The organism is Methylocystis sp. ATCC 49242 (assembly GCF_000188155.2).
Lineage (GTDB): Bacteria > Pseudomonadota > Alphaproteobacteria > Rhizobiales > Beijerinckiaceae > Methylocystis.
On record NZ_KE124773.1, the window covers coordinates 65481 to 88401 of the forward strand.

Sequence of the window (22921 nt, forward strand, 5' to 3'; positions counted from 1 at the left end):
CAATTCGCCGCTCCTGTCCTACGTTCTTTCTGCAGCCGTCTCGTCGCCAGCTCTCGCCCAAGAAACGCTCCCGGTCATCGAAATCGGCACGCCGAAGCCGAGCTTCGGCCGCGCCTCCGAGGCGCCCGGAACGGAACGGCCTGTTGCCGGTCAACAGGCGGAAGCGGACGGTAACGGCACAGAAATCGGCCCTGGCGACAATGGGCAAATCTGCGCGGACGGGGTTTGCAATAATCCCACGTCCTACGCCGCGCCGATCGAGTCGCTTGGGACCAAGGTCAACACGCCGGTGATGAACACGCCGGTCGCCACGAAGATGGTCACGCGGCGGATGCTCGAGGACCAACAGGCCATTACGCTCGACCAGGCGTTGAAGAACGTCAGCGGCGTCGCCGTCTCGGGCGGCGGCGACGCGGCGCTGGGAAATTCCTTCCGACAGATCATCCTGCGCGGCTTCGCAACGCAGAACTATTTCCGCGACGGTTTCCGGGTCGACAGCTTCGGCCTCAATTTCGCCGGCTCCAGCAGCGCCGAAATGGCCAATGTGGAGAGCGTCGAGGTGCTGAAAGGCCCCGCCGCCATCCTCTACGGTGCGGTGGAGCCCGGCGGCATCGTCAACATCAACACGAAGCAGCCGCTTGCGAAGCCGGCCGCCTCCGTGCAGCAGCAAATCGGCAGCTACGCCTCCTATCGCACGGTCGTCGACGCCACGGGGCCGGTGACCGCCAACAAGGACGTGCTCTACCGCTTCATCATGTCCTATGAGAACGACGGGTCGTTCCGCGCCTTCGACTACAACAAAAATATCATGATCAACCCGGTCGTCAGATGGAACATCGACGACAGCACCTGGATCAGAGCGTCCACTCAGTTTCAGCAGAACAATCTGAATCAGGACTGGTTTTATGTGCCCTATTACGGGATGTTCTCCCCTCTATGGCTCGGGCGCAGTTTCAACTGGGGGCCCAACTCGCCTTACACTCAGCAGCAGAACTTCAGCGAGCTGACGTGGCATCACGACTTCGACAAGGACTGGTCGATACAGCAAACCTTGTTCATGCAACTGTTGCATAGCAATTGGCAGAACAACGGCGGGACCACCTCTATCACCGATTGCGTGACTCCCGGCGCCTACTCTTTTGGCGGCTTCTCGCTGTGCGGATTCAACGGCGCCTTTACCCCGGTATCCCAACCAAACAGTGTCATCCTGAACTATAGTTCTTTTCCGTCTGACAATAGACAGGCGGAATATGCGACGACAATCAATCTCGTCGGTCATTTCAACACCGGGGAATATCTCAACCATACGCTGTTGTCGGGGGCGGACTACTACCGGTATAACTTCAGGGGCCTGAATATGCTCCCGCAGAACTACGGGGCGGTTGGCCTGTTCGGCGCGCCGTATTTCCCGACCCCCATCGGCGGGCTTGTTCCCTACAACGCCACCCAGCAAGCCGCCGACAATTACGGCGTTTATCTGCAGGACCAGATCAAACTGCCCTTCGGCTTTCACGTGCTCGGCGGCGCCCGTTGGCAATATATCGACAGCAGAACCGGCGCCTCTGACAACACGCATTTCTGCGGGCCTTTTTCGTCCAATTGGTTTTCGGGAATTGCGATTCCATGTAACTTCAACACGCTCGGCAACACATCGAGGTTTGTCAGCCAGAGGGTCACGCCGCGCGTGGGGGTGTTGTGGCGGCCGCTCGAATGGATCAGCTTCTACGGAAATTACACCGAGTCCTACAGCCCGAACTACGACGGCAAGCTAGTCTACGGCTCGAACGACCCGACGCCCCCAAGCGCCGGCGAGCAGGAGGAAGGCGGAATCAAGCTTGCCCTGTTCGATAACAGGTTTCAGGCCACGGCGGCCTACTACCATTTGGTCAAGACCAATATTCCGATCGGGATCCCCAATGATTTCAACCACGTGTTACTCATAGGCCAAGGGCGTTCGCAGGGCCCGGAACTCGACATCCAAGGCGAGCTTCTGCCCGGCTGGAGCATCAATCTCGCCTACGCAAACACCGACGCAATCACCACCAAGTCAAATCCAACTTACCTCGGGGTCCCGGTTGTGGGACAGCCGATCCCCTTCGTTCCGCGTAATGTCGGCTCCCTGTCTTCGGCCTATGAATTCAGGGACGGCCAGATGAAGGGTCTGCGCGTGGGGACGCGCTACGATTACACCGGCTATCTTCCTTTCTTTCATACCGCCAATGATGGATCCTATATTTATGGGAAATCCACGCCGAGCTATGGACTCGTTGGCCTCTTCGGAGCCTATGAGTTCAACCTCGACCGATTCAAGGTCGTCGCACAGCTCAATGTGAGCAATCTTTTCGACAAGACCTATTTCGTCACCGGCGGCTTGGGTCCTCAAGCCTTCGACGCCGCCCATCCTGGCGGCTTCGCGGTGCCCTTCACCAATCCAGTCCAGGTGGGCTGGAACACGCCAGGGTACAATTTTAACGTAATCGGCGCCCCGCGGATGTTCCGCGGGTCGATCAAGGTGTCGTTCTGAGCGGCGCGCCGTCATGCATCCTCGAGGAGCGCGCGATGCGCCTCCTCGGAGATAGAGGTTCTGCTCCGTCGACGAAGAGAAAGTGAACGCCATGTCAGAGGTTGCCGAATATGCGCCGACACGAATGGTCGAGCCCGATGGAACGCCGCTCGACGTGTTCTCGCTGCCCACAGACCCGGCGAGCCTCGAGGAGCTTCTCCGCGATCTCTTCGAGAACCATTGGCGGGAGATCACCTTCGGCATCCTCATTCAGGGCGCCGCTTGGGAGATGAAGACCGATCGCCCGCCGACGCGCATCGGCGTGCTCGACGGCTATCTGACGGTGGCTTTTGGCGTTCCGCATTTCCACATCTGCATCGGCGAGAACAAAGGCCCGCGCAGCCGGCCGACGTCCCCGGACTTGGCGCGTCATCGGCGCACGGCGCGTGCGGAGATTTATCGTCGAATCGGGCGCTCCTGTGTGCCGATGTCATGGGGAGTGCAGCTCTTCAACGGCGCGAACGAGCAGCAGCTGACCGTGCTCCTGCCCAACCCGTTCCTGCATCCGGAGACCGACAAGTTCCTGAAGGAGCCCGATTGGTCGCGTCTCGCGCTGTGGGACAAGCTTCGGGCGCGATGGTTTGGCCTTGCCGACCCCGACCCGATCGACCGTTCAGGTCGCCGCTTCGCGCATGCCTGATTGTCGCACACATTTCCCGGCGGCAGCTCCGAGCAGCGACCGCTGGGCTTCTTCCTTCTCGTCAGACTAAATATAACCGAGACGAGCGGAGCCGATGGCCGAAGAGGTTTCAGCCATCTTCAATTTACGGAGACCTAATATGACCGCGATTAATGTGGGTTCCACGCACACGGCATCCTCTCCTTCGCGCACGGCGATCGGCATTGGCGCGTTGACCGTCGCAAGTGTTCTGACGACAGTAGGCTTTGCCTGCGCGGTTCCGCTCGCGGCCTTCGCGGCGATCGCCGCCATGTCGTTCGGACGCCGCGAAGCCTTAGCGGCAATCGGCGCAGTATGGCTCGCCAATCAGGCATGGGGCTTCACCTTTATGCATTACCCGATGAATGGCGAGACCTTCGCCTGGGGCGGGGCGCTTGGGATGATCGCCGCGCAATCGTGCGAGGCGGCCGGACTGCCGACGCGGCGGTTCTCGGGGGCCGTTGGCGCTTTCGTTGCGTTTTTGGCAGCCTTCCTCGTCTATGAAGGCTCGCTCATCGCAATCGATCTTGCCGTCGGTATCAGCGCCGATGACTTCGCGCTGGCGACCGTTGCGCGGATTTTTCTCATTAATGCTTGCGCCTTCGGCGGTCTCTGGGCCCTGAAGACAGTCGTCACGAATGCAACGTCTCGGCGCAAGTTGCTGGCGACACTCGTGCCGCGGCACATCTGAAGGCGCTTCGCGGAGCGCCCGGCTTCCAGCCTGCGCTCCGCAGGATTGCTTGATTTGCGGATATTCTGCATGACTCAGTTGCCATTTCGTCTCGATCTGGAGCCCCCCTTCCTCATCGTCAAGTTCGAAAACCCGCAAAGAACCTTGGGATGGTCGATCACGAAGCCTGGCTTTTGCTGCACCCGAGAAGTTGTTTGGCTGGAAGTTCGCAACGCGGATCTGACGCCCCATGTCGATCCGGTGGAGTTCTTGAAGAAGAGATTGGCGTCACGCGGCCTTTCTGATGCTGCGGCCTTCATGACTTCTCGGGAAATACGCCGTCATCATATTTCCCAGTCACGCGTCGGTTCGGTCATCGCAACGTGTTTGACAACAGTCGGTCTGACCAATGGGGAGAGAATCGGTGCGCGTCGCGGTCAAAATGTTCTTTTGCCGGGCACGATCAATACGCTTGTCCATGTCTCGCGTTCGCTCTCGGCCGGCGCTTTCGTCGAATCCGTCTCCATTGCGACGCAAGCGCGAACGGCGGCGATCATGGAGACGAACCCTCATCGGGGCGACCCAGCCATTACCGGCACGGGAACGGACTGCATCGTCGTCGCGGCGTCCGAAGGCAATCAGCTAGTGTCTTGCGCGGGTCTCCACACCGATCTCGGTGAGGCCATCGGCGCGGCTGTGTATGAGGCGACCTATGCCGGCGCGATGGAATGGAACGCAGAAAATTGCGGGGATAGTCGCAACTCGAAAACTTCGGAAGGAGCGCTATGAGCGTAAAGTCTTACAGTGCGTCGCCTGTCGGGCTGCGGGCGCCGGATCGGGCACAACGAGGGCACCCGCGCGGTTCAATCGCGAGAGTGACAAATCCACCTCGTAAGGGCTTTAGGACTGCCAGTCTTCTCTTTTCAGATATCCCGGCGCTCGAACAGCGGGATCGCGAGCGTAAGGGGAAAACGATAGACGGGACCAGACGGCAAGAAGCCAAAGTAACGTTTGCGGCGCGGCCGCTCCGAGACTGGTGCGCGAGAAACGCAAGAGAAGGCGGATAATGCCCCCTCCTCGCCGGGACACCTGCCTGGCTTCCCTCCAACGCGAAGCTCGCGACGTGGCGCGCCCCCAGCTTATTTCCTGTGTTAGAGGCCGAGCGCCATTCTGCTCGTTGGCCACTGCCAAGGGAGCCGAAAGTCATGCCTCCAATTTCGCGATACCACGCAGAGGTTAGTCAAAGCCCTTTAGCAGCTTGTCGGACTTAAACACGGCGCGATTGTTCGGTTTAGAATCGGCTCGTTGATTCCCGACCGGACGACGAGCGACTGTGGATGTCCAACTTCCGAACGATAGACCGGCAGACTGGATTTTTGCTGCCGCCATCCGTCGACGAGTGGCTGCCGGAGCGGCATCTGGCGCGGTTTATGGTCGAGGTCATCGACGGGCTCGACCTTCGGGCGATGAGCGCAAGCTATCGCGGCTCCGGCTCGGCCTCGTATCATCCCGCGATGCTGCTGGGCATTTTGGTTTATGGCTATGCGACCGGCGTGTTTTCGAGCCGCAAGCTGGAGCGGGCGACTTATGATTCGGTGGCGTTCCGCTTCGTCGCCGCCAATGATCATCCCGACCACGACACGATCGCAGCGTTCCGCCGAGGTTTCTAAAAGAGATAGAGGTGTTGTTCGTTCAGGTTCTTTTGCTGGCGCGCGAGATGGGCGTGCTTAAGATCGGCACGGTGGCGCTCGACGGCACGAAGATCCACGCCAACGCCAGCCGGCACAGCGCGCTGTCATACGAACACGCGGGTAAGATCGAGGCGCAGCTGAAAGCCGAAGTCGCCGAACTGATGGCGAAAGCCGAAGCGGCGGATGCGGCGGATATTCCCGACGGCATGTCGATCCCCGAAGAACTGGTGCGGCGCGAGGAACGCTTGCGCAAGATCGGCGAAGCGCGTGCGAAGATCGAAGCGCGCGCCAAGGAACGCCATGCGCGCGAACTGGCGGAGCATGAAGCCAAACTCGCGGTGCGCAAGGCCAAGACGGCGGCCACGGGCAAGAAGCCCAGCGGCAAGGCGCCGAAACCGCCGACCGAAGGACCGTTGCCGAGCGATCAGATCAATCTCACCGACGAAGACTCGCGCATCATGCCTGTAGCGGGCGGCGGATTCGAGCAGTGCTACAACGCGCAGGCCGCCGTGGCGGCGGGAAGCATGCTTGTGGTCGTGGTCGATGTGACGCAGACGCCCAACGACAAGCAGGAGATCGAGCCGACGCTGGAGAAGCTCGACGCCTTGCCCGAAGAATTGGGCGAGGTCGAAAACCTGTTGGCGGATACAGGCTACTTCAGCGCCGCGAATGTCGAAGCCTGCGAACAGGCCGGCGTCGCGCCGCTGATCGCGATGGGCCGTCAGCCGCATCATCCGCCGCTGGCCGAACGCTTCGAGACGGCGCCGCCGGCGCCGGAAAATGCGACGCCGGTCGAGGCGAAGGCGCATTGGCTGAAGACGCCGGAAGGCCGCAATCTCTACGCGCTGCGTAAACAGACCCCGGAGCCAGTGTTCGGCATCATCAAATCGGTGCTCGGATTCCGTCAATTTTCGATGCGCGGACTGGAAAAGGCGCGCGGCGAGTGGAGCCTTGTGACCATGGCCTGGAATATGAAGCGGATGTTCGCCCTCGTCCCCGCCTGAAGGCGCCGTAGGCGGTCTGGCGCAGCTCAAAGCGCCCAAGCGAAGGTCGCAATGGGCGCCTCAGCGAGCGTTTGGGAGGAGATCAATCGCAAAACAAACGCGAAAGGCGGCAATCCAGCCTCGCCGCGAAACCCCAAAACGTCAGTCCGACAAGCTGCTAGCGATCTTTCTTTCGGCAGGCTTCCGCCCGTTCTTCCTCGCTGCCGCGCTCTGGGCCGCCGTCGGGCTACCGCGCAGTCGCCTATTTGGAGGCGGCGGCCGAACTGCATGCGCTCACCGCAGGTGCCATTGAAACAATGATGCTCGTGATGACCCGCGTAACGCGCGGCCACACGGGGCGCCCCCTCGTCGCAGATCGGGGCACGGTCGCTATCTATGTCGCCGTAACGCTCGCAGCCCTCCTGCGCGTCGGCGTGCCTTTTGTGGGTGACTATAATTTTGTCGCCCTCGCGGTCGCGGCCGGGATGTGGAGTTCGGCTTACGGGCTCTTTGTGCTCCTCTATTTCGGGATGCTGACACGGCCACGCCTGCATCAAGCAGGCTAAGGCCGGCAGGTTTAGTAAAATCCCACTGTAGCTCTAAAGGAGGGCCTGCTCTCTTTAAGCCTCGGCTTCCGTGTCGTCGACGTCGGTTTCTGGCGACCCCTCTTCGAATACCCCAAGCGCGTCGTCGAGCGCGGTTTCGACCTCGTCGTCAATCTCTCGCGCCATCGCGCCGGTGGCCTCGAGCGCGTCGAGATCCGGCAAATCGCGGAGACTCCCGAGCGCGAAGGCTTCGAGGAAGCGTTGCGTCGTTACCCAGGCGATCGGCGCGCCCGGCATGGGCGCGCGCGGTGTCAGGATACATCAAAATACGAGAAATCATTCCCAGGGTTGCTTAGCCGGGGATATTCGGGAATGTGCATCTGAGTTGAGAAACCGACTGCTCGTGTACGCTTAATTCGAAAATTCGGCTCCCAAACGTTGGCCACCTATGCTCGGGGAAAACAGACATCAATAATGAGAAGTTGCCCCGTCCCTTCGGCTCCCCCCAGCCTAACCTCCGTACGTCCTCCACCCCGAGACGATCGGGGGAACGCGCGAAATACCGGCTGAACTTCGCGACGGCGTGGATGTAGGATTGCTGGGTCGCCGGCGAAAGATTGCGGACCGTCATGTCCTCGATCATGCGACGACGCAGAGGGCTGATCTCGGCCATCTGGAAACCTCCTGTCTGAGGGTGGGTTGCAACGCCCAAATCCTCTCAGACAGGAGGCCAATCACGCGACCTCGCCCCTCCCGCCGCGATCAGCGGCTTCGTTCAATACGTTTACCGATTTCGATTCGCACGTAATTTCTGCAAGAAAAACATTCTTATGTGTCAATGAATTAGATTCAGTGCAAAGTTCTTGATATTTGCAACTCCCTTGTCATGCTCGTGCTTCGATGTAGGGTGGGGGACATGACCACCATCTTTGCCTACATCACGGCTGCGCTCGCGGAGATTTCTGGATGTTTTGCCTTTTGGGCATGGTTGCGTCTGGGTAAGTCCGTTTGGTGGCTTGTCCCCGGAGGCTTCTCCCTAGCGTTGTTTGCATGGGCTTTAACTTGGGTGGATAGCTCAGCGGCGGGACGAGCATATGCCGCCTATGGTGGTGTTTACATCGCAGCGTCGCTTGCTTGGCTATGGGTAGTCGAGGGTGTTCGACCTGACAGGTGGGATGTTCTGGGAGTGGGAATTTGCTTGATTGGCGCTGCAATTATACTCGCCGCGCCGCGCGCCTGATTTGCAAAAGTCTTTTGCACAAAAGCTCCTTTGGCAGGTATCGAAGCCTCAGGCACTCGTCGATCTCGCCCTCTTGGGTGGCGATTGACTCTTATGGCGTTCATTGGACGGCGGCCGCGGATCGAATAGAGCGTCGATGACCGCGCATTCGGGCGCTTGTTCCCCGCTGCATTGCGCGGCCATTTCTTCCATCACTCGTTTGAGCCGCTTCAAATCTGCGATCTTGCGGCGAATCTCCGCCACGTGATCCAAGGTCAGCGCACGAACTTCCGCGCATGTGTAAGCGTCCCCGTCGACAAGACGCAGCAGGCCGCGGATTTCGTCGAGGCTGAATCCAAGTTGTCGGCTGCGCCGCACGAAGCTCAAGCGTTTGAGATGGTCGTCGCCGTAAACGCGGTACCCCTTGGCGCTGCGATCGGGCGCGGGCATGACGCCGATCTTCTCGTAATAGCGGACCGTCTCGATGTTGACGCCGCTGTGTTTCGATAGCGCGCCGATCGAGAGCCCGTCTTTCTTCATGAGAGCCTCCCCGCATTCAACAAAAAATCCTTCTTGACCCTGTAGTGGCTACAGGGCCTAGGGTCTGATTAGTGCAGCCGGCGGGCGTCGGCAAGCAAGATGGTGGGAGGGGACAACGATGTGCGACGGCGAGGGTCTGGGCCTCATTCAGATGGCAATGACGCCAACGGGGCTCGCGGCAACGGCGGCGGTCGCGGCCCTGCTTTTCCTCTTCGTGCGCTGGGTTCGCGCCGAGTAGGTCTCATGAGAACCGTATCCGGCCGCTTACTGGGGTTCCGGAAACAGATTAGGAAAACCTCCATGTCCGAACAGACAATGTCTGCCAAAACAGCGTCCAGCCAACCGGCGGCAGACCAAACGGTCGGCCGCAAGGCGCTGGCCGCCGGCGGCGTCGCGGCGATCCTCGCATCGGCTTGTTGCCTTGGGCCGCTGCTCTTAGTCAGCATCGGCTTCAGCGGCGCCTGGCTCGGCAGCTTCAAAGTCTTCGAGCCGTTCCGTCCGGTCTTCCTTAGCGCGGCGGCCGTCGCGCTCATCGTCGCCTGGCGACGAATCTATCGCCCGGCCGTAGCCTGCAAGCCGGGGGAAATCTGCGCCGCGTCGCAAATCAGCTCCGTCTACAAAATGCTCTTCTGGGGCGTGACCGGTTTGGTCGGGGCGTCGGCCGTCTTCCCCTACGCTCTCCCCTTCTTTTACTGAAAGAGATGCTCTCATGAAAAAAATCGTCGCGGCCGTGGCTCTTGGCGCCGCCTTGAATGCCCCGGCCTGGGCCGCCACCAAGACGGTCACGCTGGCCGTGTCCGGCATGTCCTGCGCCGCCTGCCCGATCACCGTCAAGAAAGCGCTCTCCAAGGTCGACGGCGTGGAAAAGGCCGAGGTGGGCTACGAAAGCAAGGAAGCGGTCGTCACTTTCGACGACGCGAAGACCAGCATCGAAGCGCTCACCAAGGCGACCGAGGGCGCCGGTTATCCTTCAGAAGTGAAGAAATGAGCCATGGACCAGCGAACCACTTTGAGGTCAGCGCTCGCTGGCTCGTGGACGGCCGCTATCGGACACGCCGCGCCAATTCTCGCGCGCTGGCGCGACGGCCTTAGACAGCGGCGCGCTCCCGCCCAAGAAACGGCCTGCTGCGCAGGCCATCCGATGCGCGAACCAAGGCATGATGAACCAAGGCGCGAAACGAGCAGCCTGGTGGTGGAAATCGCTGGCATGGCCTGCGCCGGTTGCGGCGACGGCGCCCTTGACCCTGCAGCGCTTACCGCCGCGGTGCGTGCGGAGGGCTACGACACAGCGCTCGCAAAAGGCGCCGACGCGGGCCGCCTTCCGGAAAAGCAGCGCGAGGAAACGCCTGGTGGAACGCAAAAGAGAGAGCAACGGGGCGCGCCATTGCGCGTGGCCGTCATCGGAAGCGGCGGCGCCGCGATGGCGGCGGCGCTCAAAGCCGTCGAACGCGGCGCGCGCGTCACGCTGATCGAGCGCGGCGTCATCGGCGGCACCTGCGTCAATGTCGGATGCGTGCCGTCCAAAATCATGATCCGGGCGGCGCATATCGCACATCTGCGCCGAAAGAGCCCCTTCGACGAAGGAATCGCCGCCGCGGAGCCGGCGATTCTTCGCGAACGGCTGCTGGCCCAGCAACAGGCGCGCGTTGAAGAATTGCGTCACGCCAAATACGAGACCATCCTTGAAAGTACGCCGGCCATTACTGTGCTGCGCGGCGAAGCCCGCTTCAAGGACGGTCACTGCCTCCGTGTGAATTTGAACAACGGCGGCGAGCGCGAGGCGCCATTCGACCGCTGCCTGATCGCCACCGGCGCGAGCGCGGCTTTTCCGCCGATCCCTGGCCTTAAGGACACGCCCTATTGGACGTCGAGCGAAGCGCTCAAAAGCGACGCGATCCCTCGGCGTCTTGCCGTGATCGGCTCGTCCGTCGTGGCCGTCGAGCTGGCGCAAGCTTTCGCCAGATTGGGAAGCAAGGTGACGATCCTGGCCCGCAGTACGCTGTTCTTCCGCGAAGACCCGGCGATCGGCGAGGCCATTACCGCGGCTTTCCGTGCCGAAGGCATCGAGGTTCTAGAACACACGCAAGCGAGCAAAGTGGTCTTTGTGGGGGGCGAATTCGTGCTCGCCACGGCGAGTAGCGAAATACGAGCCGACAAGCTCTTGATCGCGACGGGCCGGATGCCAAACACTGGTGGCCTCGCATTGGAAGCCGCCGGCGTCGATGTCAACGCGCAAGGCGCAATTGTCGTCGACAAGGGCATGCGCACCAGCAACCCGGACATTTACGCCGCTGGCGACTGCACCGACCAGCCGCAATTCGTTTACGTCGCCGCTGCGGCCGGAACCCGCGCGGCGATCAACATGACAGGCGGCGAAGCCGCTCTCGATCTGACTGCGATGCCGGCCGTGGTGTTCACCGATCCGCAGGTCGCGACCGTGGGCTACAGCGAGGCGGAGGCGCATCACGACGACATTGAGACCGACAGCCGGCTCCTCACCCTGGACAATGTCCCGCGCGCGCTCGCCAATTTTGACACGCGCGGCTTCATCAAGCTGGTTGCCGAGGCTGGCTCAGGCCGCCTGATCGGCGCTCAGGCGGTGGCCCCGGAAGCGGGTGAATTGATCCAGGCGGCGGCGCTCGCCATTCGAGCGCGAATGACCGTGCAGGAGTTGGCCGATCAGCTGTTCCCCTACCTGACGATGGTTGAAGGGCTGAAGCTCGCGGCGCAGACCTTCAGTAAAGACGTAAAACAGCTCTCCTGCTGCGCGGGCTAAGCGATGAAGGAACGTATGACGTCCTGTTGCGCCGACGGCTCTCCCGATTGGCGTCCCCTGAACGCGGGGCAGCGCTGTGCGAGGTTGATCGTCGGCATCGTCTTGCTGTTGTTGGCTCTGGCGCTCCCATGGTCAGGTGCCGGTTGGGTCGCACTGGCTGTCATCACAGGCTGGTTCGGCGCCACCCATGTTCTCGCGGCGGCGATGGCCTATCCCGGTTGCCCGGAACTCGGGGTGGCGCCCAGTCTTCTGCTCGGCCGCTGGGTGAGAATCGGCTGCACCCCATGGCGATGGTTGGATGCGAAGTTGCGGCTGACGCTCGAATGAACGCGCCACGCTTTCTGTTCAGCGCTGTCCGCGCCGCTCACCGCGCCAGCACTGCGATGGTGCACTTCTGCTCCTTTCCAGCCTTTGCCGCCGCATCGCGGCTCACTCTGAGCGTATCGGCGTTCGCGCGCGCCAGAGTCGCGCCGGCGACAAACTCCCGCCAGCCTTCCGGGCTCGCTTCCTGCATCAAGGCGCCGCCGGCATTGGGAAGGCCCGTCAATTTTGCGCGCGCCGTCTCCCAGCAAAATTGCGCGCGGGCGGCGTCGTAATCGGCGAGATTGGGCGGCGTCGCGAGCGAGGCCGCATCCTTGTGGATGCTGGCGTAGCGCAGGCCGTGACTCGGCAGCCCCATTCTTGCCTCTCGATCCCGGCGCACATCAAAACCGCTTCCTCTTTGCGAAGGACCTGACGTCGCGCGTGAGCAGCGCCTGTTCGCATCGGAGTTTTCATGAGGTCTGGAAAAATTGACAGAGCGGGCGACGCCTTTCAGCGCCTCAACAAGGCTCCGATCGTCACGCCTCCCACTCCGTCTCAGTAAACGCGCCATCGTCCGCCGCGCCTGGCTTCTCGAAGAGCCCTAGGGCGTCGTCAAGGGCGCCTTGGACCTCGTCATCGATTTCCATCCCCCCGGTACCGGCGACGCCTGGCGCGTCGAGATCGGGCAGATCGTTGAGGCTGCCGAGCGCGAAGACTTCGAGGAAGCGGGCGGTTGTCACCCAGGCGATTGGCGCGCCGGGCTGAGGGGCGCGCGGACCGGGCGCGATGACGCCGAGGCTCTTCAGCCGGCCGAGGATGTCGCGGCTGATGTCGTGGCCGGCGAGACGCGAGAGTTCCGCCCGTGTGACCGGCTGCTGATAAGCGATGGCCGAGAGCGCCAGCATTTCGAGCCTCGTGAAAGACGGCGGCCCTGCATCCTTTGCCCCGGCGAGCGCGCGTAGGGTCTCGGCGTGGCGCGGGCGCGTGCGAAACTGATACCCCCCTGCGACGAAGACGATCTCATAGGGGCGCGCTTTGAGCTCGTCGTTGATGTCGGCGATGAGCGCGTCGAGCCGACAGGCGTCGCCGACGAGCCCGGCGAGCGTCTCGCGCGGAACGGGTCGCGCCGCGGCGAAGATCGCCGCCTCGGCGCGCATCATCCATTCGCGCCAGCGCATCCCCTCGGGCAAGTCGGCAAGATCGCGGTCGGGAAGATCGCGGTCGAGACGGGCGGCGCTGGCGCGGCTCATAGGCCATAGATCCTGAAAACGTCGCGTCCCGAGAGTTCGCGCACGGCGCCCAGCGCGACGAGCCGGTCGAAGAGACGGCGCGCAGCCCGATCGGAAAGGCCGGCACGGGACGCGGCGGCGGCGGGCGTGACGGCGTCGTCGGCGAGCAGCATGTCGATGACGCGTCCGGCGCCGCGCGCACGCAAGACGGGCGCGACAGAAAGGAGCTTTTGCGACCGCCGGGCCAGATCGACAGCGAGCGCATGGGCCTCGACGACCGCGAGCCCATAGGCGCGCGCGACCGCCACGGGCCAATCATCGTCCCTCGGTCGCGGGCAGCGCGCCTTTTCCCTTTCTCTTTCCGTCGCCCCTGCCCCGCGCCGCAGCGACGGATGCCGGATCGCAACGGCGAGAAGCGGGATCGGCCGCGCCCAGGTTAGACGGCTTGCCAAAGCCAGATCGGCGACCACGAAGGCAAAGATTTCGGCGTCGGCGGCCTGTGTGCAAAGTTTCAGGGCGGCGGCGCTGGCCCGCGCGGCGGCCATGAGCGGGTCGGGCGTCGCGGCGGCGATGGCGGCGAGCGCGCGGGCGTCGATTGCGTCCCTGAGCCCGAGAAGCTCCGCCGCGGGCGCCGCCGCGTCGACGCGGGCCGGCAGCGACGCGTAAAGCCGGAACAGGCGATGCAGCAGACCGGCCGGGCTCGTGTCGCCGCCACCCGGAAGATGCTCGGCGTCGCGCAAGGCGCCCGCATCCTCTCGCAGCCGCGCCAGCGTCGCGCAGGAGTCGGCGGCTTTTAGCGCGAGACGCTGACGCAGGCAGCCGGCGAAGACCGGCTCGCCGCCGTCCGGACGGCGCAGGAGGGCGTCGAAGAGCGCAAGGCCGGCGCCCGCCGCAAAGATCGCCGCGCCGGGGTCGGGGCTCTGCGGCCGCGCCCAGCGCGGCAGGGCCTGCAGCGGCTCCTCATTCGCGGTTCCCAGGGCCTCGGCGCGCCGCGCGCGCGGCCGCGGCGCGGTGGCAACAGGGCCGAGCGCTGACATCGAATCAAGCACTAGCATGGCCAGAATCGTAGCCGACGGCGGCGCTTTGTCACCTGTTTTCGCGCCCTATCCGCCGGGCTTGTCTTCTCTCATACATGTCCGATAATGTGCGCTTATCGGACGTACAGGGAAACCCCTGCTAGACTCGGCCGCGAAGCGCCTTTTCGGCCGCCCTCAGCGCGCCGAGGCGTCGGATTTTTGAAGCCCCGGCGCGCCCCGCGACGAAGCAAGCGAGGACAACAATGGCTAAAGCCGACGAGGACACCACCGGCGGCAGGGCGCTCGCCGAGCCCGCCCCCCATCTCGCGGCGCTCTCGGAAAAGGCCCGCGACTACGCCCGCAACGCCCGCTCGGAGAACACCCAGCGGGCGTATGACGCCGACTGGCGGCAGTTCGCCTCCTGGCTGCGCCGGCAGGGGCTCGATCCCCTGCCCCCGGACCCGCAGACCGTCGGCCTGTATCTCGCTGCCTGCGTCGAGGGCGGGCCGGGCCGGCCGACGTTGTCTGTTTCCTCGCTGGAGCGCCGGCTCTCCGGCATTTGCTGGCGCTATCGCCAGCTCGGCCGCCTGCTGGACACGGGCGATCCCCATATCGCTACCGTGCTGGCCGGCATCCGCCGCGCTCACGGACGCCCGCCGGTTCAGAAGGAGGCGATCTTCGCCGACGAGCTGCTGGCCATGCTGGCGGTCCTGGGCAATGACCTGCGCGGCCTGCGCGACAAGGCCATTCTTGCCATCGGCTTCGCGGGCGGCCTGCGCCGCTCGGAGATCGTCGGCCTCGATTGCGGGCCGGAGCAGACGGACGACGGAACCGGCTGGATCGAGATCGTCGGCGCCGACCAGAACGGCGGCGGCCTGCTTTTGACCCTCAACGGCAAGACCGGCTGGCGCGAGGTCGAGATCGGCCGCGGCTCATCTCCCCTCACCTGCCCTGTCGCCATGCTCAAAATCTGGCTCGGTCTCGGCCGCATCGGCAGCGGCCCGGTGTTTCGCCCGATCGCCCGCAAGAATGGCGGCGTCTCGGCGGCGCGGCTCTCGGACAAGCATGTCGCGCGGCTCGTCCAGAAAACGGCGCTGGCCGCGGGCCTACGTGGCGACCTCCCCGAAGGCGAAAGGCGACGCGCCTTCTCCGGCCACTCCCTGCGCGCCGGCCTCGCCTCCTCGGCACAGATCGAGGAAGGCCATGTGCAAAGGCACCTTGGCCACGCCTCGGCGGAGATGACCCGCCGCTACCAGCGCAAGCGCGATCGGTTCAAGATCAATCTCACCAAGGCGGCGGGGTTGTGAAACCGCACCCCGTCAAAAACATGGGTCTCAGGCGTCGGCCAATCTAACATTCAGCCGGTGGCTGACTGAGCTGGGGGATCAAGCCGGGCGTCGCCGCCCGCAGATAAGCGCGCGTGACGGTGCCTCTGCTTTTCCGGGGCACAGTGTCTTGACCGATGCTCTGCCGGGACTCAGACTCGCGATCGTGGACGCCATCCTTTTGCATCGCATAGACCCAGCCAAGAACATGCACCGGTTCTACCGCCTCGATATCGCGCCTGATCTGTTCGGGCGCTGGTGTTTGGTCGCGGAATGGGGACGGATCGGCCGGCTGCGCAGCACTGTTTGCGACGACATTGCGCAAGCGATGGAGGCTCTGGTCCGGCAGCGGCGCTTGAAGGAGCGTCGCGGCTATGTCGCCCGGTGACGGCGTGCGCCCGGATAGATCACGGCCCCGAACGTTGCGCGACAAGCATCATCCCGCTCGTTTTCGCTCGCGCGCTGCTTTTGCGGCCTTCCCGCGCAGTAACGCCATCAGAACCGGGCCAAGCGAAAACTCCCCTGCCCTCGCTTTCGCGGTCAGGACACGGAGATAGCCGCCCGCGGATTTGATTTCCTCGCCACGCTGGAGAATTGCCGCAATGACCACCGTGGCGTCGTGCTCGCCCAAGACGTCGAGCGCCTGCGACCAGGCGTCGGGCGAAACGCCCAATGCCGATCGCACTGTCCCCGCCGTCGCGATGAGATCCCGCCAAGAAGAAATCCCGCTTGGCGCAAAGTCCAGGATATCTGGGCAGGCGTCGAGGACCATGCCGAGCGGATAGGTTCGCGGCGGTTGAGATTTAACGTCCAATTTGGAGGGCTTGGTTGCATCGATTTCAGGCTCTGGCGCTGATGGGGTCCCCAAACCTCCGTTGTTAAATCCGGACGCAGTGCCCCTGCCTTCTTGAAGGCTAGGTTCAAGATCAGAAATGTTTGTGGTTTGATTCTGTATATGCCGCTCAGTCTGAGACTCATTGGCGGTTATATTTTGCCGTTTTACGTGATTTTCCAGCAAAGTATTGATCTCGGCCGCGAGAGCGACAAGTTCCGTCGCCAAGGCCTCCAGGTCTGTCCTCGTCATCTTGCGCACCTGGCGAATGGTGAGCGCCTGGTAGTCGCCGTGGCGGGCCTCCCAATCGCCCGGAACGCCCTCTTCTATCGCCGTCTCGATCATCTTGGCGATGTCCCGCCGCGCCAGAGTGATCTTTTCGCGCAGCAGCGCCATGGCGCGGTTTTCAGCGCGGATTTCCTCGGCGAGATTCTCGATTTCTGCGGCGCGGGCGACGAGAGGAGTGAGATCGAAACCGAAGGCGTCCGCGATCTCGCCCCCCTTCCCTCGCCGCGCGAAACGTTTGCCATTGGGCGAGTCGCGCCGAATAATGAGCCCGGCCTCGACCAGCACGGCGATATGCCGCCGCAGCGTCGCCGGCGCCATCCCGTGCGCGCGGATCGATAGCTCCTTGTTCGACGGAAAGACGATGATCCCAGGAGCCGCCTCAGTTTCCGAGGATTTGAATTCCTTCTCCAGCATCAGCGCCGTCTCCTGATGGAAGCTCAGCAGCGCGTGCAAAACCGATAACGCCCGGTCGGTGACGCCAAGCGGTGCTTTTGCCTCCGTCAGCGCCCGAAACAGTCGCCATTTATGGACGACGGTTTCTGACGCGTCTGGACGAGACGTGAATTCTTTCGTCGCCGCCTGGCTCGCCACCATGGCGAGCGAAAGCGATCGCCGCCCAAAGGGCGTCGTTGCTTGTCTTTGCATGACCTTTTGCCTCGTTCAGGCAAAAGAAATCTGCTCACCGAAACGGCGCCGACTCTTGACAGCGATTCGCGGAAGTGTGATTCTCTAGGTGCTAACTACGAGAAGGGCTTCCGGGGCGATGTTTCGGGGGCCTTTTTCTTTTGTCGGTTTCTCCTGCGATGGTACTTTTTGACGCCACGCTAAACGCTCGCCGTCATCGACGGGATTTGAACTCCTCATAAAGCGACTGCAATCGCTCGAGGATGTAATCTCCAAATTCAGGGACAACTCGACGGTCGATCGTCACCGAAATCTTTTCGGCGTTCTGCACAATTTTGGCGAATTTTGCGCCCTCAGCCGTCGTCCAGTTTTCAAACCGAGGCCGTTCAATGCTCGGTCTCGCCACAGCGTGCGCCTGCCGAAACCGCTGATCGCTTTCGAGGGCGAGGAAGTCCGGTGCCAAAATCAAGGCTGCTACTGATTCTGCGACGAAGGGGTCGGAAAATCGCTCTGCGAGGTCGATCCATCCTCGTCGTCCGATCCCAAGCGCGGGTCCGATAGCGTTGACGACGTCCTCGGGAATTCGCGAAATGACCGAGAGCATGTTCGAAAGATCGCTCTTGTACACGGAAAGCGCAGTCATAATCGTATCGCGCTTGAATCCCTTCTCTTCCAAGTCGCGCGCGAATCTTGCCTTTTCGATGAACGACAAATCTTGTCGCTCATTGTTTTCCTGCCCTTGAGCGATGACGAGTTCGTCGTCGGAAAGAGCCTTGACGACGGCGCGAACGGTTCGCTGAAGCTCCAATGCAGCGCGAAGGCGGCGATGGCCATATGCAACCTGGTACCGCCCCATGTTACTCGGATGAGGGCGGACTAGAATCGGCACCTGTTGCCCATGCTCTCGAATGGCTTCAACTAATCGAGCGTGCGCCTCCTTACTCGTTGGCATACGATCCTTCACAAAAGAAGGATCAATCAGAGTTGGATCAAGATCAACGACAGCCTGTCCCTCGGCGAGCTGGCGCTCAATTGCGGACGCGCGCTCGGATTGAGCCTTGAATTCGCTGAGCGATTGCCCTAGTGCACCGACAGGTGCGGCGGCTGTCTTTATGAGCTCCGGAGCACCTAGAATTGGCCGAGACCTAAGTCTCGCCGCTCTAATCGGATCAGCGACCGACTTGTCGTCCCCTGTACGATCTTCGGATTTGACCGTCGCTTCGCTCTCGGCTGCCGAAACTGAAGCAGGTTTCAAATTGGCGAAAAGAGCTTTCCGGCTCATGCTGCTCTCCCCCAAGCTCGACGGATCAAGCCTTCGATCTCTCCGTTGACCTGGTTCATGGATTCGATGGCGCGATCGTAAGTTGATCGCGTAAACTGCTGTCTTTCAACCTCATACAGGGTTTGGTTGGTGATCGATGCGTCTGAAATCGCCGTGCTTTTCAGCATTGGATGAATGAGCACATGCTGCCCAAATATTGACCTCAGGAACGCGACCATTTGGTTTTGAGGGCCGTCGCTAGGTTCGAACCTCGTTACGAGGTAATTCATCCAGTCGTAATTGGTTGTCCCTCCCGCATCAGCGACGACCTCCAAGAGATCTCCCGTCATCGTTAGGAATTGCGCCATCGACAACACGTCAAGCATCTGAGGGTGTATTGTGATCAGAACTGCAGTTGCGGCGCTCAACGCTGACAGTGTCAAGTAGCCAAGCTGCGGAGGGCAATCGATGACGACAATGTCGTACAAATTCTGAGCCTCAGCTACTGCTTGAGCGATACGCCCGAAAAACATCAAATCCCCGGGGTCACGCCGCATTAGCGCTCTCGGCGTCTCGTGCTCAAATTCCATCAACTCGAGATGGGCAGGAATCAAATGCAGGTTGGGAATGTAGGTTCCTCTAACAACTTCGCTGATTGATCGACGATGCTCGTCGTATCGAATCGCGCCGTAAAGTGTTTCGTTCGGTCCTACGTCTAGCTCGGGCTGCGAACCGAAAAGAGCGGACAGGCTGGCCTGCGGATCGAGATCAATCGCAAGGACGCGGTAACCATGCAGAGCCAAGTACTGCGACAAATGCGCGGATGTCGTCGTCTTCCCTGATCCTCCTTTGAAGTTCATCACGGTGATGATCTGCAAATGCTCGCCATCAACCCGATGAGGTAGATAGCGACGATCCCCTCGGGCACTCTGATCGAGAATGCGGCGGATATTCTGAATGTCCTCCACCGAGTAAGACCGCCTACCGTTCGTCACCGTCGCGGCGATTCCCCGCCCCTCTGACGCAACCTGCCGCAAGTACCCCTCGTGAATTCCGATCAATTTTGCCGCTTCCGCGGGCGAAAAAAGGCGGATACTTTTTTCGGCGGAAGGAGGAAAATTGTTTCGCTGATGCGCCTGCAACTGCTCCGACAGATTTTGAGCGTGCCGCTGAATTAGCGTCCTCAGTTCTGTCCCCTGCGAAAGAGTGGCTGGTTTGTGTGCCATGCCGGAAAGGCTCTCACCAAATCAAAGCTGCGGAGTTTTTCAAAGTTTCGCACTCTAAGCGCGTCTTTGCGCATTAATGCCGATTCTGCCGGGAGGCGCAACGTTTTTAGTGCTAACAAGACGTTAACGGCTTCTCGATTCGCCTTGCCGCAATAGATGCAGCGCCAGATCTTGCGGGCGCAGTGAATTCTAGGCGCCGCCCACCTAATCGGCGGGCACGGGGTCGTTAGCCGCGGCTAACTTTTTCTGCTTTTCTCGTTCGGACTAGAAATTTATAGGCGCGGTTAGCCGCGGCTAACTTCGGCTCGGATAACATGTCCTCAAGGACGCCGCGTGCCTTATCAAGCGTATCCCAGATTCGTTGATGATCGTTGCAGTCCGCGCTGCCGGTGAACGCGATGCGAGGTCCAAGTGGCAAAAGCACCTGCGTCTCGGCGAGCCTTTTGGCGCTCAGGAAATCCCGACTGTCGATCATCGCCGCCGTCAGGGCGCGGTGATTAACCTGCCATCCCGAGCGTGGACGCCAGGGGGAACCGGTCTCGGTCGCATAGAACTCTGCGAGATGGTCCGAAAGAACCAGGGGGCGGGGACGCATGAAAAATTTATGCAAGCATTCGATCGAGACAATGAAAGGCCCCGCCAGCAATCCGGCGGGGCGCGCGCCCTTCAGGCCGCTTCTTCCGTCGGCTTGGGCTTGCGGATGACAATTTCGGCTCCGTTGAGGGGAACCAGGTCCAGCTTCAAGCTGAAGCCCTCGCCATCCGGGTGAGCCCAAGCCGCGCCGATTTCGCGCCAGAAGCTTTTGTCGCCGCGCTTGGTGACCGCATAGGCCCGATGCGTGGGACGTTTCGATTGATTGTTGCTCATGGTCTGTCCTTTCTTGTTTGCGATGCCCTGGAATGGGGGCTCGATGCGGTTCGGCCACGGACAGACAGGTCGCGCGTCAACGGTCCTTCGCAGGGAACCGGAACGAAAGAAAACGCCGTCGCCGTCACCACATGGCGGCAGGCGCTTTTCTGTTCGTTCTGGGTGGAAGGCCGTTGCACGCATAGGCGGCGGGTCTGGCTGTAGAACCCGCACGTTTCGAGGCCCTTCATGGGCAGCGCGGGAAGGGCAGGGGGCAACGGGATCGGGCGAAGCAGACTTACGCGAGATTTTCGATGTCGTCGTGAGCGACAGGCGAAGCTGCCCCAAACGGCAGGTGGCTATCATGCAGCGGCGGGTAGGGACGTTCTGCAAAAGGACGGCCGGAACCAGGACGGAGCGGGCCGCTCGCCAGTAAAAGCAGACGTTGAGGAAGGAGGGGCCTTTGAGCGCTCCTATGCGGCATGAACCCTGACGGCTTAGCCGCGAAAATACAGCTTCCTAGCTTCCTAGGAAGATAGCCTCCCTCACCGAGACTAAGAGGCAGGGCGCTTATGCGCCCTGCAAGGTGGCGAGAAACGTCACGGCCTCGGAGGCCTTCGAGGCGGCGGTGAAGATGGCCTTCTTGTCGGCCTTCAGGACGCGCAGCCAGCAATCGAGATATTGGGCGTGATCCGGACGCGGGGCGTCGGTGATCCGCAGATCGGCGCACAGGAAGGCGGCACCGAGCTCGGCCACCAATTCCTCCATGGCGTAGGCGTCATCGCCGAAGCGCTTGCCGAGCTGGCGATTGCAGCGAGCCTCGGCGCTCGTCCAGTGAATGAGCTCGTGCAGCTTGGTTGAGGCGTAAGCTTCGGCGGGGGTGCTGGTCGGCGAACCGACAAAAGCCTCGCGCAAAGGCAGCTGAATGCTGTCGGTCGATGGGCGGTAGTAGGCGCGGGTGCCGCCGTGATGAACGATTGCGCCGGTCTGGGCGACGAAGGTTTCGGCCGCCTCGATCGGCGAGAAGACGGTCGCAACATCTTCAACCACGGGCGCTTGGTAGCCGTCGACCTGCTCGGCGGCGAAGACTGGCGTGGCGCGGGCGAAGAGGCGAGTTTCGGCCTCGTCGCTGTCTTCAGAAGCGACGGCGATCTCCTTGTAGAAGACGACGTAAGCGGCTTTCTCGCCTTTGCGGACCTGTGCTCCGGCCTCGGCCCATTGCTTGTAGGTGCCCCAGGTGCCGGACGAATAACCCAACTCATCAGCGGCCGCCCAGAGGGTGAGGATGTTGACGCCGCGATAGGCGTTCTTCGAGGCGATATTGACGGGGCGCATGATGTTGCCGGCTGAGCGATGCCAGGGGAGGCGGAATTCGCCGGTGCCGGACTCAATGGCGGCAATGATCTGGTTGGTGATGTGCTGGTGAATGTCGAAGCGTTCGGTCTTCATGGCGGTGCCCCCTTGTTTGGCGGGCCGCGGGAGTGCGGCCTCGTGGGGGCAGGGGGACTGGGACCATTGAGCCGGGGGATCAAACGCCGCGCCTTCAGGCGCGCCGCAGAGCGGGGCGCAGCTGCACAAGCGAAGCGCGGAAGCGAGCCGCGTTGATCGCCCGGCGGTCCCGGTCAAACGTCCCCACATGAGAGGCCGCCATGCGGATCGCTCCAGTCGGGGGGAACCGTGAAAGAAAGGCTGCGAAGACGTTTCGGCGCAGACGACCGAAGGAGCGGGATTACTTGCTTAGGTTACAGCAGCCGCAGGTGCAACAAGCTCATATCTGGCCATCAATCCAGCTAACGAGGCGCTCGGGAGGACGGCATCATGCGGAACCAGCGCATAGGCCCATAGCTTTCCGCCTGTCTGCGCGGCGTGCTCGTTGGCATAGCGGACCCATTTGCAGGCGGCCCGGGCCTTGGCTTGCACGACGGGGTCCGTCATTTCGTTGGCTGCCTTGATCTCGACGATGAGCTTTTGGGTGCGGGTCTCCACCACAAAATCGGGCTCATAAGGCTGTCCGTTCGCGTATTCGATCCGGAATTGTCGTGACCCGGGTTTCATCCAGCGAAGCACGTCGGTTTCGTTGGCGCTGTCAATGAGCACGGCGAATTCCCGCTCTTCGTTCGATTGGAAACGCTGATAGGGATAGCAGCAGCGCTGAAAACCGCCGAAAACATGCTTCCGGGTATCGCCGGCCCGGACAACGGGCTGGCGGAAGTTCCGCACGGCTTGATTATTCGGCACATTGAAAGCTTGCGGGCGGAGGAGCTGGAAACCACGGGCAACCGTCGCCTGGTAGTCCGTCGGGGAAGCAGCATACCGCCGAATAAAT

23 protein-coding genes and 3 pseudogenes are annotated in these 22921 nt (G+C 61.9%); 13 read left to right on the forward strand and 13 right to left on the reverse strand.

The window, feature by feature from the left end; translation table 11 throughout:
* Nucleotides 1–292: 292 nt before the first annotated feature.
* The 6 genes and pseudogenes from MET49242_RS01495 to MET49242_RS01520 all read left to right on the forward strand — a co-directional run bounded on the left by MET49242_RS01495 (nucleotide 293) and on the right by MET49242_RS01520 (nucleotide 7131).
* Nucleotides 293–2524, forward strand: a complete 2232-nt coding sequence (locus tag MET49242_RS01495) for a TonB-dependent siderophore receptor (protein WP_244430637.1) — start codon at nucleotides 293–295, stop codon at nucleotides 2522–2524.
* A 91-nt stretch (nucleotides 2525–2615) separates the two neighbouring features.
* On the forward strand, nucleotides 2616–3203 hold the full coding sequence (locus tag MET49242_RS01500) for a hypothetical protein (RefSeq protein ID WP_051133923.1): 588 nt from the start codon (nucleotides 2616–2618) through the stop codon (nucleotides 3201–3203).
* A 94-nt stretch (nucleotides 3204–3297) separates the two neighbouring features.
* Nucleotides 3298–3912 (forward strand): hypothetical protein, encoded by a 615-nt coding sequence (locus MET49242_RS01505; RefSeq protein ID WP_244430638.1) that lies wholly within the window; start codon nucleotides 3298–3300, stop codon nucleotides 3910–3912.
* A 69-nt stretch (nucleotides 3913–3981) separates the two neighbouring features.
* Nucleotides 3982–4680 carry an adenosylcobinamide amidohydrolase gene (locus MET49242_RS01510; RefSeq protein WP_036279915.1) on the forward strand — a complete coding sequence of 233 codons (699 nt, stop codon included), beginning with the start codon at nucleotides 3982–3984 and terminating at the stop codon, nucleotides 4678–4680.
* Nucleotides 4681–5228: 548 nt separating this feature from the next.
* A pseudogene (locus MET49242_RS01515) lies at nucleotides 5229–6586 on the forward strand (IS1182 family transposase).
* A gap of 245 nt (nucleotides 6587–6831) precedes the next feature.
* Nucleotides 6832–7131 carry an NnrS family protein gene (locus MET49242_RS01520; RefSeq protein ID WP_036279918.1) on the forward strand — a complete coding sequence of 100 codons (300 nt, stop codon included), beginning with the start codon at nucleotides 6832–6834 and terminating at the stop codon, nucleotides 7129–7131.
* 54 nt (nucleotides 7132–7185) lie between these two features.
* Here MET49242_RS01520 and MET49242_RS26005 read toward each other — a convergent pair whose 3' ends face one another.
* Both MET49242_RS26005 and MET49242_RS24635 read right to left on the reverse strand, forming a co-directional pair.
* On the reverse strand, nucleotides 7186–7407 hold the full coding sequence (locus MET49242_RS26005; RefSeq protein WP_036279922.1) for a hypothetical protein: 222 nt from the start codon (nucleotides 7405–7407) through the stop codon (nucleotides 7186–7188).
* A 220-nt stretch (nucleotides 7408–7627) separates the two neighbouring features.
* Nucleotides 7628–7783, reverse strand: a pseudogene (locus MET49242_RS24635) (phage integrase N-terminal SAM-like domain-containing protein); the annotation flags it as partial.
* Nucleotides 7784–8026: 243 nt separating this feature from the next.
* Between MET49242_RS24635 and MET49242_RS23795 the strand changes: the two are divergent.
* Nucleotides 8027–8350 (forward strand): YnfA family protein, encoded by a 324-nt coding sequence (locus MET49242_RS23795; RefSeq protein WP_084678841.1) that lies wholly within the window; start codon nucleotides 8027–8029, stop codon nucleotides 8348–8350.
* A gap of 48 nt (nucleotides 8351–8398) precedes the next feature.
* Here the strand turns inward: MET49242_RS23795 and MET49242_RS01535 are convergent, their stop codons facing one another.
* Entirely contained in the window at nucleotides 8399–8869 is a 471-nt protein-coding gene (locus MET49242_RS01535; RefSeq protein ID WP_051133924.1) for a helix-turn-helix domain-containing protein, read from the reverse strand.
* Nucleotides 8870–9184: 315 nt separating this feature from the next.
* On the opposite strand from MET49242_RS01535, the gene merT reads away from it, so the two are divergent.
* The 4 genes from merT to MET49242_RS01555 all read left to right on the forward strand — a co-directional run bounded on the left by merT (nucleotide 9185) and on the right by MET49242_RS01555 (nucleotide 11972).
* Nucleotides 9185–9565 (forward strand): mercuric ion transporter MerT, encoded by a 381-nt coding sequence (gene merT, locus MET49242_RS01540; protein ID WP_036280098.1) that lies wholly within the window; start codon nucleotides 9185–9187, stop codon nucleotides 9563–9565.
* Nucleotides 9566–9578: 13 nt separating this feature from the next.
* Nucleotides 9579–9857 carry a mercury resistance system periplasmic binding protein MerP gene (merP, locus tag MET49242_RS01545; RefSeq protein ID WP_036279925.1) on the forward strand — a complete coding sequence of 93 codons (279 nt, stop codon included), beginning with the start codon at nucleotides 9579–9581 and terminating at the stop codon, nucleotides 9855–9857.
* A gap of 153 nt (nucleotides 9858–10010) precedes the next feature.
* Nucleotides 10011–11645 (forward strand): mercury(II) reductase, encoded by a 1635-nt coding sequence (gene merA, locus MET49242_RS01550; RefSeq protein WP_144259414.1) that lies wholly within the window; start codon nucleotides 10011–10013, stop codon nucleotides 11643–11645.
* Between the two features lie 15 nt (nucleotides 11646–11660).
* Entirely contained in the window at nucleotides 11661–11972 is a 312-nt protein-coding gene (locus MET49242_RS01555; protein WP_144259415.1) for a hypothetical protein, read from the forward strand.
* Nucleotides 11973–12009: 37 nt separating this feature from the next.
* Here the strand turns inward: MET49242_RS01555 and MET49242_RS01560 are convergent, their stop codons facing one another.
* The 3 genes from MET49242_RS01560 to MET49242_RS01570 form a co-directional block, all read right to left on the reverse strand.
* Nucleotides 12010–12324: a DUF6118 family protein gene (locus MET49242_RS01560; RefSeq protein ID WP_036279930.1), complete on the reverse strand. Its 315-nt coding sequence runs from the start codon at nucleotides 12322–12324 to the stop codon at nucleotides 12010–12012.
* Between the two features lie 160 nt (nucleotides 12325–12484).
* Complete coding sequence (locus MET49242_RS01565) at nucleotides 12485–13198, reverse strand: SMC-Scp complex subunit ScpB (RefSeq protein WP_036279932.1); 714 nt, start codon at nucleotides 13196–13198, stop codon at nucleotides 12485–12487.
* Nucleotides 13195–14232: a DUF1403 family protein gene (locus MET49242_RS01570; protein ID WP_084678832.1), complete on the reverse strand. Its 1038-nt coding sequence runs from the start codon at nucleotides 14230–14232 to the stop codon at nucleotides 13195–13197. Before MET49242_RS01570 ends, MET49242_RS01565 begins: the two co-directional genes overlap by 4 nt.
* A 224-nt stretch (nucleotides 14233–14456) precedes the next feature.
* Between MET49242_RS01570 and MET49242_RS01575 the strand changes: the two genes are divergently transcribed.
* Nucleotides 14457–15500, forward strand: coding sequence for a tyrosine-type recombinase/integrase (locus tag MET49242_RS01575; protein WP_036279933.1), 1044 nt, complete (start codon nucleotides 14457–14459; stop codon nucleotides 15498–15500).
* Between the two features lie 148 nt (nucleotides 15501–15648).
* Nucleotides 15649–15906 (forward strand): WGR domain-containing protein, encoded by a 258-nt coding sequence (locus MET49242_RS01580; protein ID WP_051133926.1) that lies wholly within the window; start codon nucleotides 15649–15651, stop codon nucleotides 15904–15906.
* Between the two features lie 48 nt (nucleotides 15907–15954).
* Here the strand turns inward: MET49242_RS01580 and repC are convergent, their stop codons facing one another.
* The 7 genes and pseudogenes from repC to MET49242_RS01615 all read right to left on the reverse strand — a co-directional run bounded on the left by repC (nucleotide 15955) and on the right by MET49242_RS01615 (nucleotide 22833).
* Nucleotides 15955–17283: a plasmid replication protein RepC gene (gene repC, locus MET49242_RS01585; RefSeq protein ID WP_036279935.1), complete on the reverse strand. Its 1329-nt coding sequence runs from the start codon at nucleotides 17281–17283 to the stop codon at nucleotides 15955–15957.
* Nucleotides 17284–17476: 193 nt separating this feature from the next.
* Nucleotides 17477–18544, reverse strand: a complete 1068-nt coding sequence (gene repB / locus MET49242_RS01590) for a plasmid partitioning protein RepB (protein WP_036279936.1) — start codon at nucleotides 18542–18544, stop codon at nucleotides 17477–17479.
* A complete protein-coding gene (gene repA, locus MET49242_RS01595) occupies nucleotides 18541–19749 on the reverse strand; it encodes a plasmid partitioning protein RepA (protein WP_084678833.1) in 1209 nt (402 codons plus the stop codon). The genes repB and repA overlap by 4 nt, the downstream gene beginning before the upstream one ends.
* Before the next feature lie 310 nt (nucleotides 19750–20059).
* A pseudogene (locus MET49242_RS24640) lies at nucleotides 20060–20317 on the reverse strand (SLOG family protein); the annotation flags it as partial.
* 98 nt (nucleotides 20318–20415) lie between these two features.
* The gene (locus MET49242_RS26485) at nucleotides 20416–20799 is read right to left on the reverse strand and encodes a hypothetical protein (RefSeq protein WP_371212509.1); all 384 of its coding nucleotides are present in this window, start codon (nucleotides 20797–20799) and stop codon (nucleotides 20416–20418) included.
* Nucleotides 20800–21165: 366 nt separating this feature from the next.
* Nucleotides 21166–22044, reverse strand: a complete 879-nt coding sequence (locus MET49242_RS01610) for an ArdC family protein (protein ID WP_036279941.1) — start codon at nucleotides 22042–22044, stop codon at nucleotides 21166–21168.
* Nucleotides 22045–22332: 288 nt separating this feature from the next.
* Complete coding sequence (locus tag MET49242_RS01615; RefSeq protein WP_036279942.1) at nucleotides 22333–22833, reverse strand: hypothetical protein; 501 nt, start codon at nucleotides 22831–22833, stop codon at nucleotides 22333–22335.
* Between the last annotated feature and the right edge of the window lie 88 nt (nucleotides 22834–22921).

Excerpts from the sequence above, each read along its gene's own strand:
- MET49242_RS01495 (WP_244430637.1), top strand. The coding sequence starts at position 293 with ATGAACACGCCGGTCGCCACGAAGATGGTCACGCGGCGGATGCTCGAG.
- MET49242_RS01500 (WP_051133923.1), top strand. The coding sequence starts at position 2,616 with ATGTCAGAGGTTGCCGAATATGCGCCGACACGAATGGTCGAGCCCGAT.
- MET49242_RS01505 (WP_244430638.1), top strand. The coding sequence starts at position 3,298 with ATGGCCGAAGAGGTTTCAGCCATCTTCAATTTACGGAGACCTAATATG.
- MET49242_RS01510 (WP_036279915.1), top strand. The coding sequence starts at position 3,982 with ATGACTCAGTTGCCATTTCGTCTCGATCTGGAGCCCCCCTTCCTCATC.
- MET49242_RS26005 (WP_036279922.1), bottom strand. The coding sequence starts at position 7,407 with ATGCCGGGCGCGCCGATCGCCTGGGTAACGACGCAACGCTTCCTCGAA.
- MET49242_RS23795 (WP_084678841.1), top strand. The coding sequence starts at position 8,027 with ATGACCACCATCTTTGCCTACATCACGGCTGCGCTCGCGGAGATTTCT.
- MET49242_RS01535 (WP_051133924.1), bottom strand. The coding sequence starts at position 8,869 with ATGAAGAAAGACGGGCTCTCGATCGGCGCGCTATCGAAACACAGCGGC.
- merT (WP_036280098.1), top strand. The coding sequence starts at position 9,185 with ATGTCTGCCAAAACAGCGTCCAGCCAACCGGCGGCAGACCAAACGGTC.
- merP (WP_036279925.1), top strand. The coding sequence starts at position 9,579 with ATGAAAAAAATCGTCGCGGCCGTGGCTCTTGGCGCCGCCTTGAATGCC.
- merA (WP_144259414.1), top strand. The coding sequence starts at position 10,011 with ATGCGCGAACCAAGGCATGATGAACCAAGGCGCGAAACGAGCAGCCTG.
- MET49242_RS01555 (WP_144259415.1), top strand. The coding sequence starts at position 11,661 with ATGACGTCCTGTTGCGCCGACGGCTCTCCCGATTGGCGTCCCCTGAAC.
- MET49242_RS01560 (WP_036279930.1), bottom strand. The coding sequence starts at position 12,324 with ATGGGGCTGCCGAGTCACGGCCTGCGCTACGCCAGCATCCACAAGGAT.
- MET49242_RS01565 (WP_036279932.1), bottom strand. The coding sequence starts at position 13,198 with ATGAGCCGCGCCAGCGCCGCCCGTCTCGACCGCGATCTTCCCGACCGC.
- MET49242_RS01570 (WP_084678832.1), bottom strand. The coding sequence starts at position 14,232 with ATGCTAGTGCTTGATTCGATGTCAGCGCTCGGCCCTGTTGCCACCGCG.
- MET49242_RS01575 (WP_036279933.1), top strand. The coding sequence starts at position 14,457 with ATGGCTAAAGCCGACGAGGACACCACCGGCGGCAGGGCGCTCGCCGAG.
- repC (WP_036279935.1), bottom strand. The coding sequence starts at position 17,283 with ATGCAAAGACAAGCAACGACGCCCTTTGGGCGGCGATCGCTTTCGCTC.
- repB (WP_036279936.1), bottom strand. The coding sequence starts at position 18,544 with ATGAGCCGGAAAGCTCTTTTCGCCAATTTGAAACCTGCTTCAGTTTCG.
- repA (WP_084678833.1), bottom strand. The coding sequence starts at position 19,749 with ATGGCACACAAACCAGCCACTCTTTCGCAGGGGACAGAACTGAGGACG.
- MET49242_RS26485 (WP_371212509.1), bottom strand. The coding sequence starts at position 20,799 with ATGCGTGCAACGGCCTTCCACCCAGAACGAACAGAAAAGCGCCTGCCG.
- MET49242_RS01610 (WP_036279941.1), bottom strand. The coding sequence starts at position 22,044 with ATGAAGACCGAACGCTTCGACATTCACCAGCACATCACCAACCAGATC.